The following is an 18307-nucleotide window of genomic DNA, read 5'->3' as shown; positions in this document are numbered from 1 at the left end:
TTCTCAGCGTGCTGCGGGCAGCCAGTCGTTGACGTTGGGGGCCTGCTCCAGCGCCCAGACGCGCTGGATGATGGCGCGCATCTCGGCCTCGGTCGCGCCCTGGCGGAACGCGCCCAGCTGCAGCGCCTTGGCTTCCAGTTCCGGGCGCGACAGCGTGTTGTCGGGATCGCCCTTGGGCACGTCGACGCGGGCAGCCAGCGTGCGGCCGTCGGTGGTCTTGACGGTCACGCGGCCGATCCACTGGCGCGGATAGGCGGCGTTGATCTCGGCATCCAGTTCCATGCCGACCTTGCCGCGGAAGGCGACCACCTTCGGGTCCTGCAGCGCATGCTGCTCGAACTCGCCCAGCCCGGCATGGCCGTGCACGGCCACCAGCCCCAGCACCGTGCCCATCGAGAACTTGGCCTGGTGGATGGTAGTGGGGTTGACCACGGGGCCGAGCACGTCGATGGCGCCCTGGTGCACGTGCGTGGTGACGCTGGCGACCTGGTCGGCGGTGATGCCTTCACGCTGCATCAGCGCCTTGAGCGCATCGGCGGCCGGGTGCGTATGGCGGCACGAGGCGAAGAACTTGAACGAGGTCTCGGCGGTGGCCCAGCGTGTGCCCAGGCCGTCGGTCAGGCAGGCGGGGTTGGCATCGCTCGACATGCCGGCGGCCATGCCCTGCGCGCCTTCGAGGATCTGCTTCGCGCCGGTGAAGCCGGCACGGGCCAGCCAGGCCGACTGCAGGCCGTCGGCCGCGGCCTTGGCGGTGTGTAACTGCTTGGAGTCGGCGGCGTCGCGCAGGAATTCCCACAGGCCGGCGGCCTGCGTGCCGGCCGAGCCCAGCGCCTGGTTGATGCCTTCGGCATCCAGGCCGTACAGCTTGGCCACGGCCGCGGCGGCGGCCAGGGTACCCACCGTGCCGGTGGTGTGGAAGATGCGGTAGTGCGAACGGCCCATGAACTCGCCGATGCGGATACCTGCCTCATAGCCGGCGATCGAAGCCAGCAGCACTTCGGCACCGGTCTTGCCTTCGGCTTGCGCGGCGGCCACCACGGCGGGGAACACCACCGCAGCCGGGTGCAGCACCGAGCCGTTGTGTACGTCGTCCTGCTCGACCACGTGCGAGGAGGCGCCGTTGATCAGTGCGGCAAAGTAGGGCGAGGTGCGGCGGCGGTCGACCAGGACTTCGGCGTCGCCTTGCGTCGGGCCCATAGCCGCGGCGAATTCCTGCAGCTTGCGCACGGCCGGGGCGTCCTTGCCGGCGATGGCCGAGGCGATCCAGTCCAGGAACAGGTCCTTGGTGCGCTCGATCACGGGCGCGGGGACGTCGGCCAGCTTGAAGTTGGCCAGGAAGTCGCAAAGCTGGCGGGTGGGGTAGATGGTGTCTGCGGGTTGGCTCATGCCGGCTCCGGAGATTGAACAGGGACTTGCGGAAAAGGAAAAAGGCGCCCGGTCTTCCCGGGCGCCGGCATTGGGTCAGATGGTCTGCTTGTCCGCCAGCGCGGCGATGTCGCTGTCGGCGTAGCCAAGTTCGGCCAGGATCTGGCGGCTGTGCGCGCCCAGTGCCGGGACGTCGCCCATCACCGGCTCCACGCCCGACAGGTTGGCCGGCGGCAGCAGCGCGCCGATGGTGCCGCCGGGCACCGCGACCTCGCGCCAGCGGTTGCGGGCGGCCAGTTGCGGGTGGTTCCAGACGGCCTCGATATCGTTCATCGGCGCGTTGGCGATCTGGGCGGCGTCCAGCAGCGCCTCCGCTTGCGACACGGTCATCGAGGCGAAACGCTGTTCGATGATTTCGGTCATCGCGGGGCGGTTCTTGACACGGCCGGAGTTGGTGGCGAAGCGCTCGTCCTGCAGCAGTTCGGGCTGCTCCAGCACCTTCTCGCAGAAGGCGCGCCATTCGCGCTCGTTCTGCAGCCCGAAGATCACGCTGCCGCCGTCGCCGGTGCGGTGCACGCCGTATGGGGCGATGGCCGGGTGCGAGGCGCCGAAGCGCGCCGGCGGCGTGCCGCCGTAGTGGCCGAAGTAGAGCGCGTAGCCCATCCATTCGGACAGTGCTTCGAGCATGGTGACTTCCACGCGCACGCCCTCGCCGGTGCGCCCGCGCTGCAGCAGCGCCGACAGGATGCCGGTGTAGGCATACATGCCGGCGGCGATATCGGCAATCGAAATACCCGCGCGCGACGGCTCGTCCGGGCCGCCGGTGATGCCGATCAGGCCGGCGGCGGCCTGGATCAGCAGGTCGTAGGCCTTCTTGTCGCGATAGGGGCCGGCATCGCCATAGCCGGAGATATCGCACACGATCAGCTTGCCGTAGCGCGCGTGCAGGGTGTCGAAGTCCAGGCCCATGCGCGCGGCGGCGCCGGGGGCGAGGTTCTGCACCAGCACGTCGGCATCGGCCAGCAGCTGGTGCAGCACCTTCTGCGCTGCTTCCTGCTTCAGGTCCAGCGTCAGGCTTTGCTTGCCGCGGTTGAGCCAGACGAAGTGCGAGGCCTGGCCGTGCACGGTCTCGTCATAGCCGCGGGCAAAGTCGCCCGCGCCGGGGCGCTCGACCTTGATCACGCGTGCGCCCAGGTCGGCCAGCTGGCGCGTGGCGAAGGGCGCGGCCACGGCGTGCTCGAGCGAGACCACGCGGATGCCGTCGAGCGGACGGATGCCTTTGGGGGATTGGGACATGTAGGGTTCTCAGAACGAACGCGGCAGTTCGAGCACGTGCTCGGCCACGTAGGACAGGATCAGGTTGGTCGAGATCGGCGCCACCTGGTACAGGCGCGTCTCGCGGAACTTGCGCTCGATGTCGTACTCGGCGGCAAAGCCGAAGCCGCCGTGCGTCTGCAGGCAGACGTTGGCCGCTTCCCACGACGCGTCGGCGGCCAGCAGCTTGGCGATATTGGCTTCCTTGCCGCACGGCTTGCCGGCGTCGAACAGCTGCGCGGCCTTGTAGCGCATCAGGCTGGCGGCCTCGACGTTGATGTACGAGCGTGCGATCGGGAACTGCACGGCCTGGTTCTGGCCGATGGGGCGGTCGAACACGATGCGGTCGCGCGCGTAGTTGCTGGCTCGCTCGACAAACCAGTAGCCGTCGCCGATGCATTCGGCGGCGATCAGGATGCGCTCGGCGTTGAGGCCGTCGAGGATGTACTTCAGGCCCTTGCCTTCCTCGCCGATCAGGTTTTCGGCGGGGACTTCGAGGTTGTCGAAGAACAGCTCGTTGGTCTCGTGGTTGACCATGTTGCGGATCGGCTTGACCGTCAGGCCCTTGCCGATGGCATCGCGCAGATCGACCACAAACACCGACAGGCCTTCGGACTTGCGCTTGACCTGGTCCAGCGGCGTGGTGCGCGCCAGCAGCAGCATCAGGTCCGAGTGCTGCACGCGCGAAATCCACACCTTCTGGCCATTGACGATGTACTTGTCGCCCTGGCGCACCGCGGTGGTCTTCAGCTTGGTGGTATCGCTGCCGGTGGTGGGCTCGGTCACGGCCATCGACTGCATGCGCAGATCGCCCGAGGCGATGGCGGGCAGCCAGCGCTGCTTCTGCGCTTCCGAGCCGTGGCGCAGCAGGCAGCCCATCACGTACATCTGGCCGTGGCAGGCGCCGGAATTGCCGCCGCTGCGGTTGATTTCTTCCATGATGACCGAGGCCGCGGTCAGCGACAGGCCCGAACCGCCATAGGCTTCCGGGATCAGCGCCGACAGCCAGCCGGCCTGGGTCAGCGCCTGGACAAAGGTTTCAGGAAAGGCGTTCTGTTCTTCCACCCGTTGCCAGTACGCCGAATCGAAGCCGGCGCAGAGATCGCGCACCGCTTCGCGAATTTCGGGGTAGAGCTGGTCTGGATCCTGTTCTGCGTGCATGGGGTAGCCCCGGGTCAATTTGAACTGGGGCCATTATTCCCGAGCCCCCTTCACGCTGAAATTCGGATTTGCGAAAGAGCGGCTTAGGTGCGGCTTAGGTGCGGCTCAGGTGGGCCGCAAGCTAGTGCAGGAAGGGACATGCCGCGGCGGGCAAGCAAGACGCCCGGCACTGCCGGGCGTCCTGGGGTGGTGCGAGGTCGCGCCAGGGCCTGCGGATCAATGGACAAACAGCCAGATCAGGACCAGGACGAGGGCCGGGACGCCAAGTAGCCAGGCGAGGATGTAAGGCATGGTGTTGCTCCTGTTGAGGGCGGTAATCGGTAATTCCAATATAGGAACGCTGCCGTGGCAGGGCTGTCGGGGAGCTTCCGCTTAGTCTGTAGGACGCCACCGCCCGGCGTGCGCCGGTCTGTGCGCTTGCGCGCCGATAACCGCCATTTCCTGGCCCAATGCGCGCCAGCGCACGCTGCCCGCGCGCGGCGCGCCCTATGCTGTGGCACAGGTTGCGCCGGGAACCAAAGGCGCAGCCGCGGCAGAGCAGGAGGAGGTTGGCATGACAGCATCGATCCGTGACGACGCGGCACTGGCCGCATTCGTGGGCCCGCGTTACGCGTACTACAGCGGCCGCTGGTCCCTGGCCGAGACCCGCGGCGGCATGTCGTGGAACTGGGCGGCCTGCCTGCTGGGCCCGTTCTGGATGGCCTACCGGCGCATGTACTGGCAGGTGGGGGTCTATGCGCTCATCGTCGGCGCCGAGCCGGTGCTGCATGCGCTGTTCGGGCTGAAGCTGCCGATGGCGGGCCGGCCGCTGCTGTATGCCATGGCGCTGCTGCTGGGCATGTATGGCAACGAGCTCTACCGCTGGCATGCCGAGGCCACCATCCGGCATCTGCGCGAATACCACTATTCACCCGAACTGGTGAATGATTCGCTGGCCCGCTGTGGCCGCACCAGCTGGCCCGGCGTGTTCGCCATGGGCCTGCTGCTGCTGGCGATGGTGGTGTCGCTGCGCCCGCTGGCAGGGCTGCTGGCGCAGGCTCGCGGCTGAGCCGCGCTTGCCTCGCTTACACAGGCTCGCGCGCCGCGTCGACCAGGTACTGGATCAGCGTTTCAGCGAACTGGGGCAGTTCGCGACCGGGCCGGCGGACCAGGCGCAGCTCGCGCTTGGCCCATTCGTCCTCCAGCTGGATAAAGCGCAGCACCTTGCGGCTGGCGTAGCGGCGCGCGCAGCTGTTGGGCACGATGGCGATGCCCGCGCCGGCCTCGACCATGCGGCACACCGCGTCGAAGCTGCCGACCTGGATGCGCAGGCTGATGCGCTTGCCCATGCCGCCGGCAATGCGGTCCAGGAACGACTGGATGGCGCTGAACTGGTTCAGGCCGACAAAGCGGCAGGTATCGAGCAGGTCAGCGAAATGCAGCCGCTTGAAGGCCGGCAGCGGGTGGTTGACCGGTGCGATCACGATCAGCTCATCGCTGCACAGGTGCATCGCGTCCAGGTCCTGGGTGGCGACTTCGCCGGCCACGATGCCCAGGTCGGCCGCGCCGGCGCTGATGGCCGAGACGATTTCCTGCGACAGGTGCTCTTCCAGTTCGATGTCCACGTCCGGGTTTTCGCTCAGGAAGCGCGATACGCCGGTGGCCAGGAACGAGTTGGTGGCGGTGGTGTTGGCCAGCAGCCGCACGCGGCCCTTGACGCCCTTGGCATAGGGCCGCAGGTCCGCGTGCAGGCATTCCAGTTCGCGGAAGACCTCGCGCGCGTGGTGTAGCAGGGCGTCGCCCGCCGGCGTGAGCCGCACGCCCTTGACCTGCCGGATCAGCAATTGTGTCTGGAACGCCTCTTCCAGCTGCTTGATCCGCGTGCTGGCGGCGGGCAGCGACAGGAAGCTGCGCTCGGCCGCACGGGTCAGGTTCTCCGTCTCGCCGACATTCAGGAAGAGGCGGAGGTCGGTCAGGTCGTAATGCATGGGCTTCCGTCAGGCCAAAGGCCAGTTTTGTGATTCGTGAATTCCAAAGTCTCGTCCGTCAATTTATCGTATCCACTGCGGCATGGACATCCGGATTGACCGCATCGGCGGGCCATGGGCCCGCGGCGCAGGGGTGTTCACCGGGTTTGCGGTCGGTGACCGCACAAAAAGTATCCAGAGGAGCAACGCAATGAGCGGTTTGATGGCAGGCAAGGTCGCGCTGGTGACGGGCGCAGGCGGTGGGATCGGGCGCGGTATCGCGCTGGCAATGGCCGCCGCTGGTGCAAAGGTCGTGGTCAATGACCTCGGCGTGTCGATGACCGGCGAGGGCGGCGATGCCGGCCCCGCACAGCGCGTGGTGGAAGAAATCCGTGCCGCAGGCGGCGAAGCCGTGGCCAATACCGACAGCGTGTCGACCTGGAACGGCGCCAACGCCATCGTGCAATGCGCGCTGGACAACTTCGGGCGCATCGACGCCGTGGTCAACAACGCCGGCAACCTGCGCGACCGCATGTTCTTCAAGATGAATGAAGAAGAGTGGCGCTCGGTGATCGACGTGCACCTGCACGGCACCTTCTTCGTCAGCCGCGCCGCGGCCAACTACTTCAAGGACCAGGAGAGCGGCGCCTTCGTGCACATGACTTCGACCTCGGGCCTGATCGGCAACCTGGGCCAGGCCAACTACTCGGCGGCCAAGCTGGGCATCGCCGCGCTGTCCAAGTCGATCGCACTGGACATGCAGCGCTTCAACGTGCGCTCGAACTGCATCGCACCGTTCGCCTGGAGCCGCATGACCAGCTCGATCCCGGCCGAAACCCCGGAAGAGAAGGCACGCGTGGCCAAGCTGCAGAAGATGGAAGCCGGCAAGATCGGGCCCGTGGCCGTCTACCTGGCCAGCCCGGCTGCGAGCGAAGTCAACGGCCAGATCTTCGCGGTGCGCGCCAACGAGATCATCCTGATGAGCCAGCCGCGCCCGGTGCGCTCGGTCCACATGAGCGAGGGCTGGACCCCGGAGACGGTGGGCGAGATCGCCATGCCGGCCATGCGCAACAGCTTCTTCAAGCTGGAGCGTTCGCCTGACGTGATCAGCTGGGACCCGATCTGATGGCGGGCGGTCAGGCCCCGACGCGCGGCGCGCTTGACGGCGTGCGGGTGCTGGACCTGTCGCGCATCCTGGCCGGCCCCTGGTGCGCGCAGAACCTGGCCGACCTTGGCGCCGAAGTCATCAAGGTGGAGCGGCCCGGCGCGGGCGACGACACCCGTTCGTGGGGGCCGCCCTGGCTGCCCGGCGCGGACGGGCAACCGTCGCGCGACGCCACCTACTTTGCCGGCGCCAACCGCGGCAAGCAGTCGGTCACGCTGGACATCGCCAGCCCGCAAGGGCAGGAGATCGTGCGGGAACTGGCTGCGAAGTCGCAGATCGTGCTGGAGAACTACAAGGTCGGCGACCTGAAGCGCTACGGGCTGGACTATGACAGCCTCAAGGCGATCAACCCGGCCATCGTCTACTGCTCCATCACGGGCTATGGCCAGACCGGCCCGAGCGCGCACAAGCCCGGCTATGACTTCATCTTCCAGGGCCTGGGCGGCCTGATGAGCGTCACCGGCGAGCGCGACGACCTGCCCGGCGGCGGGCCGCAGAAGGTCGGCGTGGCGGTGGTCGACATGCTCACCGGCATGTACGCCACCGTGGCCGTGCTGGCCGCCTTGCGCCATGCCGAACGCACCGGCGAGGGCCAGCATATCGACATGGCCCTGCTCGACGCGGTGGTGGCGGTCGGCGCGACGCCGATCATCGCCCAGCGAGTGACCGGCAAGGCCATGCCGCGCTTCGGCAACGCGCACGCCAACATGGTGCCCTACCATGTGTTCGCCACCGCCGACGGCTACATGATCGTGGCCGCCGGCAACAACGGGCAGTGGCAGGCATATTGCCGCGGCGTCGAGCGTCCCGATCTGGCCGCCGACGAGCGCTTCGCCACCGGCCCGGGCCGCATCATCCACCGCGACACGCTGGTGCCGCTGCTCGAGGCGCATATGCGTACGCGGCCGACTGCGCACTGGGTGCCGGCGCTGGAAGCGCAGGGCATTCCGTGCGGGCCGATCAACGACTACGGCCAGGTGCTGGAAGACCCGCAGGTGCGGCATCGCGAGCTGCAGGTCGACCTGGTGCGCGAGGACGGCAGCCTGTGCCCGACCGTCAAGAGCCCGCTGCGGCTGTCGGCGACCCCGGTGCAATACGACGCGCCGCCGCCGCGGCTGGGCGAGCATACCGTGCAGGTGCTGGAATCGGTGCTGGGTTTGTCGGCCGAGCGGATCGCGAAGCTGCGCGAGCAAGGCGTGGTCTGACGGGCGAGGGGTGCCTGGCAGGCAACTGCCGGGCACCACCCGTCAACCGGCCGGATCACCGGGCCTCTGCACAAAGTCCCCCCATCGCCTAGGCTGTCTGGGTAGCGCCCCGAACCGTTTGCCCGGTTCCCCCCAGGAGACAGCCATGAACGAAGAGACCTTCAACCTCAGCATCCGCAAGTTCCTGAAGGTGGTCGGCGTCAGCTCTCAGCGCGAGATCGAGCAGGCGATCGCCAAGGCTGTGGCCGACGGCACGATCGCCGGCAACGAGCGCTTTCCGGTGTCGGTGACGCTGGAACTGGCGGCGGTCAAGCTCCAGGCGCGCTTCGATGGCGAAATCCAGCTCGAGTAAGCGCGCCGCACTGGCTAGGCACCCGGCACGGCCTCTGCGCGCATCCCCCGCATCCGGTATTCCCCTGGCGCCACGCCGGTCCATTTCTTGAAGGCCCGGTGAAACGTGCTCGGCTCGGAGAAGCCGAGCCGCAGCGCCACGTCCTGCAGCGTCATGCCGGGGCGCTCCATCATGCCGATGGCCACGTCGCGCCGCAGGCTGTCCTTGATGCTCTGGTAGCCGCACCCCTCGTCGCGCAGGCGGCGGCGCAGGGTCTGGGGCGTGAGCCGCAACAGCTGCGCCATCTGCTCCAGCGAGGGCAGTTCGTCGTCCAGGTGCGAGCGCAGGTGCTGCCGGATGCGTTCGGCCAGGCAACTGTTGTCACGGTAGCGGATCAGCAGGTTGCGCGGGGTCTCGCGCAGGAATTCGCGCAGGCTGGCGGCGTCCTGCATCACCGGCAGGCGCAGGCAGGCGGCGTCGAAGTGCAGCACGGAGACCGGCTGGCCGTAATGCACGGCGGTCTTGAATACGCGCTCGGTCTCCGGGCCACCCTGCGACGGCGCGGCGCTCAGGTCGACGCGCGTCAGCGGGATCTGCCCGGCGACCAGCCAGTTGACCAGCGCGTAGGCATGGAAGACGAAGGTCGATTCGGCAAAGCTGCGGCAGGCCGAGGCCGGCGCGCGCGGATGCAGCACCACGGTGGCGGTCTTGCCATCGGCGCTGACATGCAGACGCGGCACGAAGGCGTCGATATGCAGGCGGTACAGGTGCAGCCCGGCGCGGATGGCGTCTTCCAGGGTCGCGCAGTGGATCAGGTTGCGGCACACCTGCGCGAACACGCCTGGGGTCACGGGCCGCTCCAGCAGTCCCCACAGTTCATCGCGCATGACGCGGCGCAGCGTGCGGATCAGCGCCGCGTACTGGCCTTGCGTGACGCGCGCGCTGGGCGAGGCCAGCAGCGCCGGCGAAATTCCGGCCCGGCGCAGCAGTGCGGCAATGTCTTGGCCAAGCCGGCGCGGGCCCAGCAGGATGTGATCGACATGCTGGATCGCTATGGTGTGGCGCGCCGAGGCCTGTGGCGCGGCTTGCGCCGTGGCGGCCGGGGCATCGGCACGGCCTGCGGCACGGCCGCGCCCGAGCGCCGGCGGCAGGGCGCTGCCGGCGAGGTGCGGCTTGCCCTGCACGGGCGGGCGCAGCGATGGCAGGACAGCGGTGTGCATGGGTCTCCTCATCACGGTGACGCGTCGGCCCCGGCACCACGGAACAGCTGGTTCCGCGGGCGTTCCCGGGCGTTTCGCCACATCGTCTTGCCACCTTAGCAAGCGGCGACCGCGCCGCACAATCGGGATTTGCCAAAGGCTGCCTTCCATCTGAGCGATTCGGCCAATCATTTTGGCTTGTCTGGTCATTGTCCAAGCACTGCAGCATCGCGCACTCTCCGGCTAATACCTATGCAAGGTCGGCACACCGGCCCGGACGGGGCCAGAAACGGGGCAAAGACCCGTTCCCGCCTCAGAAAAAACAATGGAGACAACACATGCAGGCAGATCGTCGTAGTGCGTTGTGGCGCCTTGGGGCCGGGTTGCTGGCCGTGGCCGGGGTGCTGGGTGCGGGTGCCGCCTCTGGCCAGGGGCAATTTCCGTCGAAGACCGTCCGGCTGGTTGTGCCGTATCCGGCCGGCGGCGCGACCGACGTGCTGGCGCGTGCCATTGCCGACGGGCTTGGCAAGGCCTGGTCGCGCCCGGTGGTGGTGGAGAACCGCCCCGGCGCCAGCAGCATGATCGGTTCCGAGGCCGTGGCCCGCGCCGAGCCTGACGGCCATACCGCATTGCTGACGATCACCACCCTCGTGCAGGCGCCCAGCCTGTACACGAAGCCGCCGGTGGACCCGGTCAAGGACTTTGCCGCCGTGTCCGAGCTGGGCACCACCAACCTGGTCTTTGCCGTGCACAACTCCGTGCCGGCCACCAGCCTGAAGGAATTCATCGAGCTGGTCCGCGCCAAGCCCAGGCAGTTCTCCTACGGTTCCTACGGCACCGGCTCAAGCGGCCATCTGTACGGCGAGATCTTCAAGGAGTCCGCCAAGCTGGACATGGTCCATGTCTCATACAAGGGCGAGGCACCGGAGTTGAACGACCTGCTGGGCGGGCAGGTGCCGGCCGCCATCATCTCGGTGATGGGCGCCAAGCCGCACAACGCCTCGGGCCGCCTGCGCGCGCTGGCGGTGACCGGCGGCAGCCGCTCGCCGCAGTTGCCGGATGTGCCGACCTTCCGCGAGGCGGGCGTTGCCGGCATGGACGGGCTGGGATGGTTCGGCCTGTTCCTGCCCGCCGCCACGCCGCGGGCCATCGTCGACAAGTACTCGGCCGACGTCAATCGCATCCTGACCCAGCCAGAGATTCGCAAGCGCATGAACGAGATGGGCATCGTCCTGACCGGCAGCACGCCGGATGCGTTCGCACAGACCGTCCAGGCTGACTACGTTCGCTGGGGCAAGGTCATCCGCACCAACAACATCCGCCTGGACTGAGTGTTTCCCGACTGACCTGTATCGATTGCTGCAAATGAAGCCTGCTACCAGTACCAACCAGCCGTTCCGTTCCCCCGCCTGGCCGCCCGGCCTGCCGGCCACGCTGCATACGCCGCGCACCAGTCTGTTCTACAACGTCGAGGCGGCGGCGCACCGCTATCCGGACAAGGCCGCGATCCAGTATTTCGGCACCGCGATCACCTACGGCCAGCTGCAGGACGAGATCGAACGGATGGCGGGTTACCTGCAGCAGGCCTGCGGCATCCAGCCGGGCGACCGGGTGGTGCTGTTCAGCCAGAACTGCCCGCAGTTCGTCATTGCCTACTACGCCATCCTGCGTGCCGAGGGCGTGGTGGTGCCGGCCAACCCGATGTGGCTGGAGGCCGAACTGGCCCATGTGGTCCAGGACAGCGGCGCGGTTGCCGCCTTTGCCGGCAGCGAGCTGTACCAGCGCGTGGCTCCGCTGCACGGCCCGGCGCTGCGCCATGTGATCCTGCACGACTACGGCGGCATGCTGCGCGACGACGGCGGCCTGGCCGTGCCGGCCTGGCTGCGTGAGCCGGCGCCCGCGCCGCAGGCGGCGCCGTCCGGCGCCATGCCGGTGGCCTGGGATGCGGCCAGCGCCGCCGGACACCGGCCGCTGCCGCACCAGGCGGGCTACGACACCCTGTGCATGCTGGCCTATACCTCCGGCACCACCGGCAACCCCAAGGGCTGCATGCATACCCACGGCACGCTGATGACCGCGGCGGCCGGTTCGGTGATCTGGCGCGGGGCCACGCCCGAGTCGGTGGTGCTGGCGGTGGCGCCGATGTTCCACCTGCTGGGCATGCAGAACTGCATGAATTCGCCGCTCTACCTGGGCGCCACCGTGGTGCTGATGCCGCGCTGGGACCGCGCGCTGGCCGCGGACCTGATCGAGCGCTACCGCGTCTCGGTCTGGGGCGCGCCGCCGGCGATGATGGTCGATTTCTTCTCCCAGCCGGGCATCGACGCGCGCGACCTGTCGAGCCTGGCCTACGTGGGCGGCGGCGGCGCGGCCATGCCGGAAGCGGTGGCCAACATGCTGCAGGAGCGCTTCGGCCTGCCCTACGTCGAGGCCTACGGCATGACCGAGACCGCGGCCTTCATCCTGTCGAACCCGCGCAACCAGCCCAAGCGCGAATGCCTGGGCATCGCCACCTTCGGCGTGGACGCGCGCGTGGTCGACCCCGAGACGCTGCAGGAGTTGCCTCACGGCGAGACCGGCGAGATCGTGGTCCATGGCGGCCAGGTGATGCAGGGCTACTGGCACAACCCGGAAGCCAACGCGGCCACCTTCATCGAGCTTGGCGGCAAGCGCTTCCTGCGCACCGGCGACCTCGGCTTCATGGACGAGGATGGCTATTTCTTCATGCGCGACCGCCTCAAGCGCATGATCAACGCGTCCGGCTACAAGGTCTGGCCGGCCGAGGTGGAGAACCTGCTGTACGGCCATCCCGCCATCCACGAAGCCTGCGTGATCGCCGCGCGCGACGAGCGCCGCGGCGAGACCGTCAAGGCCGTGGTGGCGCTGCGCCCGGACGCGCGCGGCACGGCCGAAGCCGACCCCGAGCGCATCATGGCCTGGTGCCGCGAGCACATGGCCGCGTACAAGGTGCCGCGCATCGTCGACGTGGTCGATGCGCTGCCCAAGTCGGCCACCGGCAAGATCCTGTGGCGCGCCCTGCAAGAGCGCGAGATGCAAGTGGACAACCCGCGCAGCTGACGCCAGCGGGGAATACAAGAAAGAGAGAGGCAGCATGCAGCAAAGCAGACGCAACTGGCTGGCACAGGCCGGCACCCTGGCCGGCGCGGCCATCCTCGGCGGCGCGGGCCAGGCCTTCGCCCAGCAGCCGTACCCCGGCAAGCCGATCCGCATGATCGTGCCGTACCCGGCCGGCGGCGGCACCGACACCGTGGGCCGCCTGATCGGCCAGCGCCTGGCCGAAAGCCTGGGCCAGGCCGTGGTGGTGGAAAACAAGCCCGGCGCCAGCGGCATGCTCGGCAACGACACCGTCGCCAAGGCGCCGGCCGATGGCTACACCCTCCTGCTGGCGATCACCGCGCTGATCCAGTCGCCGGCCCTGTACAAGCGCACGCCGTACGACGTGGCCAGGGACTTCACGCCGGTCTCGCTGATCGCCAAGTCGTCCGACCTGTTCGTGGTGCCCAACCGCGTGCCGGCCAACAATATGCGCGAGTTCCTGGCGCTGGCCAAGGCAGGCAAGCTCAGCTATGGCTCCTATGGCAACGGCACTTCGTCGCACCTGCACGGCGAACTGCTCAGGCAGCAGACTGGCATCGAGATCGCGCATATCCCCTACAAGGGCGCGGCGCCGCTGATGAGCGACCTGCTCGGCGGCCAGGTGGACAGCGCCTTTGTCGACGTGACCTCGGCCAACCCTTACCTGGGCAGCCACAAGTTCAAGATCCTCGGCATCACCGGGACCCAGCGCTACAAGGCGCTGCCCAATGTGCCGACCTTCACCGAACTGGGCCTGCCGGGGTTCGAGCCCAACGGCTGGTTCGCGCTGTTCCTGCCGGCCAATGCGCCCAAGGACGTGACCGCGAAGCTCGCGGCCGAGACCGCGCGCATCGTGCGGCTGCCCGAAGTGACGCAGAAGCTGGCCGGCATGGGCCTGCAGCCGGTCGGGTCCGCGCCGCAGGAACTGGCTGCCGTGGTTGCGGGCGACACGCCCAAGTGGGCCAAGATCGTGCGCGACGCCAATATCCAACTGGACTGAGACCCGCCTACCGGAGCCCATCGATGGAAACCATCCGCTTTGCCGTCGAGGACGGCGTCGCCACGCTGACGCTGGACTCGCCGGCGCGCAAGAACGCGCTGTCCTTGCCGATGCGCGACGAGATCGGCGAAGTGATTCGCCGGGTACGCGCCGACGACAGCGTGCGCGCCCTGATCCTGACCGCCGCCGGCACCGATTTCTCGTCGGGCGGCGACATCAGCTCGATGCAGGTCGAGATCAATGCCGCGCAGGGCCGACGGCGCCTGCGGAATGTGCACGGCTGGCTGGAAGACCTGATCCAGCTCGACGTGCCGGTCATCGCCGCGGTGGACGGCGCGGCCTATGGCGCGGGCTTCAGCCTGGCGCTGACCGCCGACATCATCCTGGCCACGCCGCGCGCGCGCTTCGGGTTGCCGTTCCTGCGCATGGGGCTGGTCCCCGACTGTGGCGTGTTCTACACGCTGCCGCGGATGATCGGCCTGCAGCGGGCCAAGGCGCTGATGTTCTCGATGCGCGAGCTGAACGCCCAGGCCGCGCAAGACCTTGGCATCGTCATGGAAATCGTGCCGGCCGACAGCCTGCAGGAACGCGCGCGGGCGCTGGCGCATGCCTTCAACGAGGCATCGCCGGTGGCGGTGGGCCTGACCAAGCAGGCGCTGAACGCGTCCCTGAACCAGGACCTGCACACCATGCTGGCGATGGAAGCGGACGGGCAGGGCATTGCCTTCTCCACCGCCTATCGCCGGGAGGCCGCCGACCGCTTCATGGCCAAGGAGCCGCTGCGCTACCGCTGGCCGGACTGAGCGGCCGGGCCGGTCATGCTGCTCCGCAGCATCCGGCAGAGCGGCCGCTTCATTGTTTACCTATATAGGCAGGCGCCGGCAGCAGGTCGCCGCTTGCCTGCTCATCTTCACGTTTACCCTGATACCAACGCATTATGGGATCCCACGACCAGAACGCGGCGCCCGCCGCACGCCAGACCCCCTGGATGACCGAAGACCTGGAGATGTTCCAGGAAACCGTGCGCCGCTTCATCGAGCGCGAACTTGCCCCCAACGAGGCCCGCTGGGCCGAGCAGGGCTATATCGACCGCGACATGTGGCGCCGCGCCGGCCAGATCGGGCTGCTGTGCGCCAGCATCCCCGAGGAATACGGCGGCGGCGGCGGCACCTTTGCCCACGAGGCCGTCATCACCCAGGAAATGTCGCGCGCGGTCTGCACCAGCCTGGGCAATAACGTGCACAGCGGCATCGTGGCACATTACCTGCTCAACTACGGCATGGAGGAGCAGAAGAAGAAATGGCTGCCGCAGATGGCCAGCGGCGAACTGGTGGCCGCCATCGCCATGTCGGAACCTGGCGCCGGTTCCGACCTCAAAGCAATACGCACCCGCGCGGTGCGGGAAAAGACCGAGAATGGGGACTGCTATCGCATAAACGGTGCAAAGACTTTCATTACCAACGGGTATCACGCCGAACTGATCTGCGTGGTGGCCAAGACCGATCCTGAAGCCGGTTCGCGCGGCGTGTCCCTGGTCATGGTGGAGACGCGCGACCTGCCGGGCTTCCGTCGCGGCCGCATTCTCGAAAAGATCGGGCAGAAGGGCCAGGACACCGCCGAACTCTTCTTCGATGACGTGCTGGTGCCGTGCTCGAACCTGCTCGGCACGCAGGAAGGCCAGGGCTTCTACCAGCTCATGCAGCAACTGCCGCAGGAGCGCATGATCATTGCGCTCGGGGCCGTGGCGACGATGCAGCGCGCCATCGAACTGACCACCGAATACGTGCGCCAGCGCCAGGTGTTCGGCCAGCCGCTGGCCGACTTGCAGAACACTCGCTTCACGCTGGCGGAGTGCAAGACGGTGGCCACCATTGCCGCGACCTTCGTCGACGACTGCATGCTGCGCCTGATGGACGGCAAGCTCGATGCGGCCACGGCGGCCATGGCCAAATGGTGGTGCACCCAACAGAACTGCCAGGTCATCGACGAGTGCCTGCAGTTGCACGGCGGCTACGGCTACATGCTGGAATACCCGATCGCGCGCATGTACGCGAACGCACGCGTGAGCAAGATCTTCGGTGGCTCCAACGAGATCATGAAGGAGCTGGTCGCGCGCACGCTCTGAGGGCTGCGAATCAGGGCTCCGCTATCAGCACTGTCCGCGTGCTAGTGCGCGCCAACGCGTAAGAAAATGCGGAAATTTGAAAGCCGGCACCTGTGCCGGCTTTCGTGCTTATGGTTACAAAACCGGATGTGCACGGATGGCGGGAAAGGTGTAAGGTGTGTCACAAGCATGGTCAATGGCCCGTCGCGCGCGGGGGTGAAGCCGAGCCAAATCAGCCAAAAGCTGACAGCGAAATCCGGCAGGAAATGCAGCGGGAAACAAGCGTTGCATCAATGCAAGATTCGTCAACTCGGACTCCACCATCGCCGTTATTTGACTATGATGAAGTAAAGACTTCGCAACATGACAGGTCGCCAGGCCGGGGTGGTGCACCGCGAACGTTGCGCGAAGCCTTTGGGGTAGCACTACCTACGCCTCGGACGTGAACTCTGACGGGAGTGAGGTATGGACATTTTTGGCCATTACGCTACGCGGTTCGAAGCTCGCAAGGAAGAGGAATACAGCATCCAGGAATACCTGGAGATCTGCAAGAAGGATCCCACTGCCTACGCGACCGCTGCCGAACGCATGCTCGCCGCAATCGGCCAGCCTGAGCTGGTGGACACCCACCACGACCCCAGGCTGTCCCGCCTTTTCTTCAACAAGGTCATCCGCATCTATCCGGCCTTCCGAGATTTCTACGGCATGGAGGACACGATTGAGCAGATCGTTGCGTTCTTCAAGCACGCGGCGCAGGGCCTGGAAGAGCGCAAGCAGATCCTCTACCTGCTCGGGCCTCCGGGTGGTGGCAAGTCCTCGCTTGCTGAAAAGCTCAAGGCGCTGATGGAGGAGATCCCCATCTACGCGCTCAAGGGTTCGCCGATCCATGAGTCGCCGCTGGGGCTGTTCGCGCCAGAGGAAGACGGCAAGATCCTGGAAGAGGACTACGGCATTCCGATCCGGTATCTGAACACCATTGCCTCGCCATGGGCGGTCAAGCGCCTGCATGAGTTCAACGGGGATATCACCAGGTTCCGGGTGGTCAAGCTGCGCCCTTCGGTGCTGTCGCAGATTGCGATCTCGAAGACGGAGCCTGGCGATGAAAACAACCAGGATATTTCCTCGCTGGTCGGCAAGGTCGACATCCGCAAGCTGGAAGATTTTCCACAGGACGATCCGGACGCCTACTCCTATTCCGGCGGGCTCTGCCTGGCCAACCGCGGCCTGCTCGAGTTCGTCGAAATGTTCAAGGCGCCCATCAAGGTCCTGCACCCGCTGCTGACGGCAACGCAGGAAGGCAACTACAAGGGTACCGAAGGCTTCGGCGCGATCCCGTTCGACGGCATCGTCCTGGCGCACTCGAACGAGGCGGAGTGGACGACCTTCAAGGCGGACAAGAACAACGAGGCTTTCCTGGACCGGATCTATATCGTCAAGGTGCCATACGTGCTGCGCGTGTCCGACGAGGTGAAGATCTACGACAAGTTGCTGCGCAGCAGTTCGCTGTCGGCCGCGCCATGCGCGCCCAACTCGCTGAAGATGATGGCGCAGTTCGCGGTGCTCACGCGTATCAAGGAGCCCGAGAACTCCAACGTCTTCTCGAAGATGCGCGTCTATGACGGCGAGAGCCTGAAGGACGTGGACCCGAAAGCCAAGTCGTACCAGGAATACCGCGACTACGCCGGCATCGACGAGGGCATGAACGGGCTGTCGACGCGCTTTGCCTTCAAGGTCCTGTCCAAGGTCTTCAACTTCGACAATACCGAAGTGGCGGCCAACCCCGTGCACCTGCTGTACGTGCTCGAGCAGCAGATCGAGCGCGAGCAGTTCCCGCCGGAGCAGGAAGCCAAGCTGTTGTCGTACATCAAGGAGTACCTGACCACGCCGTTCGTGGAGTTCATCGGCAAGGAGATCCAGACCGCCTACCTGGAGTCGTATTCCGAGTATGGCCAGAACATCTTCGACCGCTATGTGGTGTTCGCCGACCTGTGGATCCAGGACCAGGAGTACCGCGATCCGAATACCGGCGAGATCCTCGACCGCAATGCGCTGAACGACGAGCTTGAGAAAGTGGAAAAGCCCGCGGGTATCTCGAACCCGAAGGACTTCCGCAACGAGATCGTCAATTTCGTACTGCGGGCGCGGGCCAACAACGGCGGCAAGAACCCGGTCTGGACCAGCTATGAAAAGCTGCGGATGGTGATCGAGAAGCGCATGTTCTCCACCACGGAGGACCTGCTGCCGGTGATCTCGTTCAACGCCAAGTCTTCACGCGAAGACCAGGACAAGCACGAGAACTTCGTCAACCGCATGGTCGAGAAGGGGTACACGCCCAAGCAAGTGAGACTGTTGGTGGAGTGGTATCTGCGCGTAAGAAAGTCATCGTAACGGCGCCGCGGAACAGGTCTCTCAACGAGGGCA

General features: G+C 66.7%; 15 protein-coding genes. 10 read left to right on the top strand and 5 right to left on the bottom strand.

The window, feature by feature from the left end; translation table 11 throughout:
• Positions 1-3: 3 nt before the first annotated feature.
• The 3 genes from DN412_RS16525 to DN412_RS16515 all read right to left on the bottom strand — a co-directional run bounded on the left by DN412_RS16525 (position 4) and on the right by DN412_RS16515 (position 3840).
• Positions 4-1386, bottom strand: coding sequence for an MmgE/PrpD family protein (locus DN412_RS16525; RefSeq protein WP_115212614.1), 1383 nt, complete (start codon positions 1384-1386; stop codon positions 4-6).
• A 75-nt stretch (positions 1387-1461) separates the two neighbouring features.
• Positions 1462-2661: a CaiB/BaiF CoA transferase family protein gene (locus tag DN412_RS16520; protein WP_115212613.1), complete on the bottom strand. Its 1200-nt coding sequence runs from the start codon at positions 2659-2661 to the stop codon at positions 1462-1464.
• 9 nt (positions 2662-2670) lie between these two features.
• A complete protein-coding gene (locus DN412_RS16515) occupies positions 2671-3840 on the bottom strand; it encodes an acyl-CoA dehydrogenase family protein (RefSeq protein ID WP_115212612.1) in 1170 nt (389 codons plus the stop codon).
• A gap of 553 nt (positions 3841-4393) precedes the next feature.
• Here DN412_RS16515 and DN412_RS16510 point away from each other — a divergent pair.
• Positions 4394-4888, top strand: coding sequence for a DUF2628 domain-containing protein (locus tag DN412_RS16510; protein WP_115212611.1), 495 nt, complete (start codon positions 4394-4396; stop codon positions 4886-4888).
• Between the two features lie 16 nt (positions 4889-4904).
• Here the strand turns inward: DN412_RS16510 and DN412_RS16505 are convergent, their stop codons facing one another.
• Complete coding sequence (locus tag DN412_RS16505; RefSeq protein ID WP_115212610.1) at positions 4905-5807, bottom strand: LysR substrate-binding domain-containing protein; 903 nt, start codon at positions 5805-5807, stop codon at positions 4905-4907.
• Positions 5808-5997: 190 nt separating this feature from the next.
• On the opposite strand from DN412_RS16505, the gene DN412_RS16500 reads away from it, so the two are divergent.
• The 3 genes from DN412_RS16500 to DN412_RS16490 all read left to right on the top strand — a co-directional run bounded on the left by DN412_RS16500 (position 5998) and on the right by DN412_RS16490 (position 8508).
• On the top strand, positions 5998-6912 hold the full coding sequence (locus DN412_RS16500; RefSeq protein ID WP_115212609.1) for an SDR family NAD(P)-dependent oxidoreductase: 915 nt from the start codon (positions 5998-6000) through the stop codon (positions 6910-6912).
• Entirely contained in the window at positions 6912-8156 is a 1245-nt protein-coding gene (locus DN412_RS16495; RefSeq protein WP_115212608.1) for a CaiB/BaiF CoA transferase family protein, read from the top strand. The genes DN412_RS16500 and DN412_RS16495 overlap by 1 nt, the downstream gene beginning before the upstream one ends.
• A 145-nt stretch (positions 8157-8301) precedes the next feature.
• Complete coding sequence (locus DN412_RS16490; RefSeq protein WP_078199452.1) at positions 8302-8508, top strand: DUF6494 family protein; 207 nt, start codon at positions 8302-8304, stop codon at positions 8506-8508.
• 14 nt (positions 8509-8522) lie between these two features.
• Here DN412_RS16490 and DN412_RS16485 read toward each other — a convergent pair whose 3' ends face one another.
• Entirely contained in the window at positions 8523-9707 is a 1185-nt protein-coding gene (locus DN412_RS16485) for an AraC family transcriptional regulator (RefSeq protein ID WP_115212607.1), read from the bottom strand.
• Positions 9708-10024: 317 nt separating this feature from the next.
• On the opposite strand from DN412_RS16485, the gene DN412_RS16480 reads away from it, so the two are divergent.
• The 6 genes from DN412_RS16480 (at position 10025) to DN412_RS16455 (ending at position 18274) form a co-directional block, all read left to right on the top strand.
• A complete protein-coding gene (locus DN412_RS16480) occupies positions 10025-11017 on the top strand; it encodes a Bug family tripartite tricarboxylate transporter substrate binding protein (protein WP_115212606.1) in 993 nt (330 codons plus the stop codon).
• 34 nt (positions 11018-11051) lie between these two features.
• Positions 11052-12764 carry a long-chain fatty acid--CoA ligase gene (locus DN412_RS16475; protein ID WP_115212605.1) on the top strand — a complete coding sequence of 571 codons (1713 nt, stop codon included), beginning with the start codon at positions 11052-11054 and terminating at the stop codon, positions 12762-12764.
• Positions 12765-12798: 34 nt separating this feature from the next.
• Positions 12799-13782 carry a Bug family tripartite tricarboxylate transporter substrate binding protein gene (locus DN412_RS16470; protein WP_115212604.1) on the top strand — a complete coding sequence of 328 codons (984 nt, stop codon included), beginning with the start codon at positions 12799-12801 and terminating at the stop codon, positions 13780-13782.
• 23 nt (positions 13783-13805) lie between these two features.
• Positions 13806-14585: an enoyl-CoA hydratase/isomerase family protein gene (locus tag DN412_RS16465; protein ID WP_115212603.1), complete on the top strand. Its 780-nt coding sequence runs from the start codon at positions 13806-13808 to the stop codon at positions 14583-14585.
• 134 nt (positions 14586-14719) lie between these two features.
• The gene (locus tag DN412_RS16460; protein WP_115212602.1) at positions 14720-15907 is read left to right on the top strand and encodes an acyl-CoA dehydrogenase family protein; all 1188 of its coding nucleotides are present in this window, start codon (positions 14720-14722) and stop codon (positions 15905-15907) included.
• Positions 15908-16351: 444 nt separating this feature from the next.
• Entirely contained in the window at positions 16352-18274 is a 1923-nt protein-coding gene (locus DN412_RS16455) for a PrkA family serine protein kinase (protein WP_078199459.1), read from the top strand.
• The last annotated feature ends 33 nt before the right edge of the window (positions 18275-18307 follow it).

This window comes from Cupriavidus lacunae, assembly GCF_003353055.1.
Taxonomy (GTDB): domain Bacteria; phylum Pseudomonadota; class Gammaproteobacteria; order Burkholderiales; family Burkholderiaceae; genus Cupriavidus; species Cupriavidus lacunae.
Note: the sequence above shows the minus strand (reverse complement) of the source record. Positions and strands in the feature narration are given on the sequence as shown.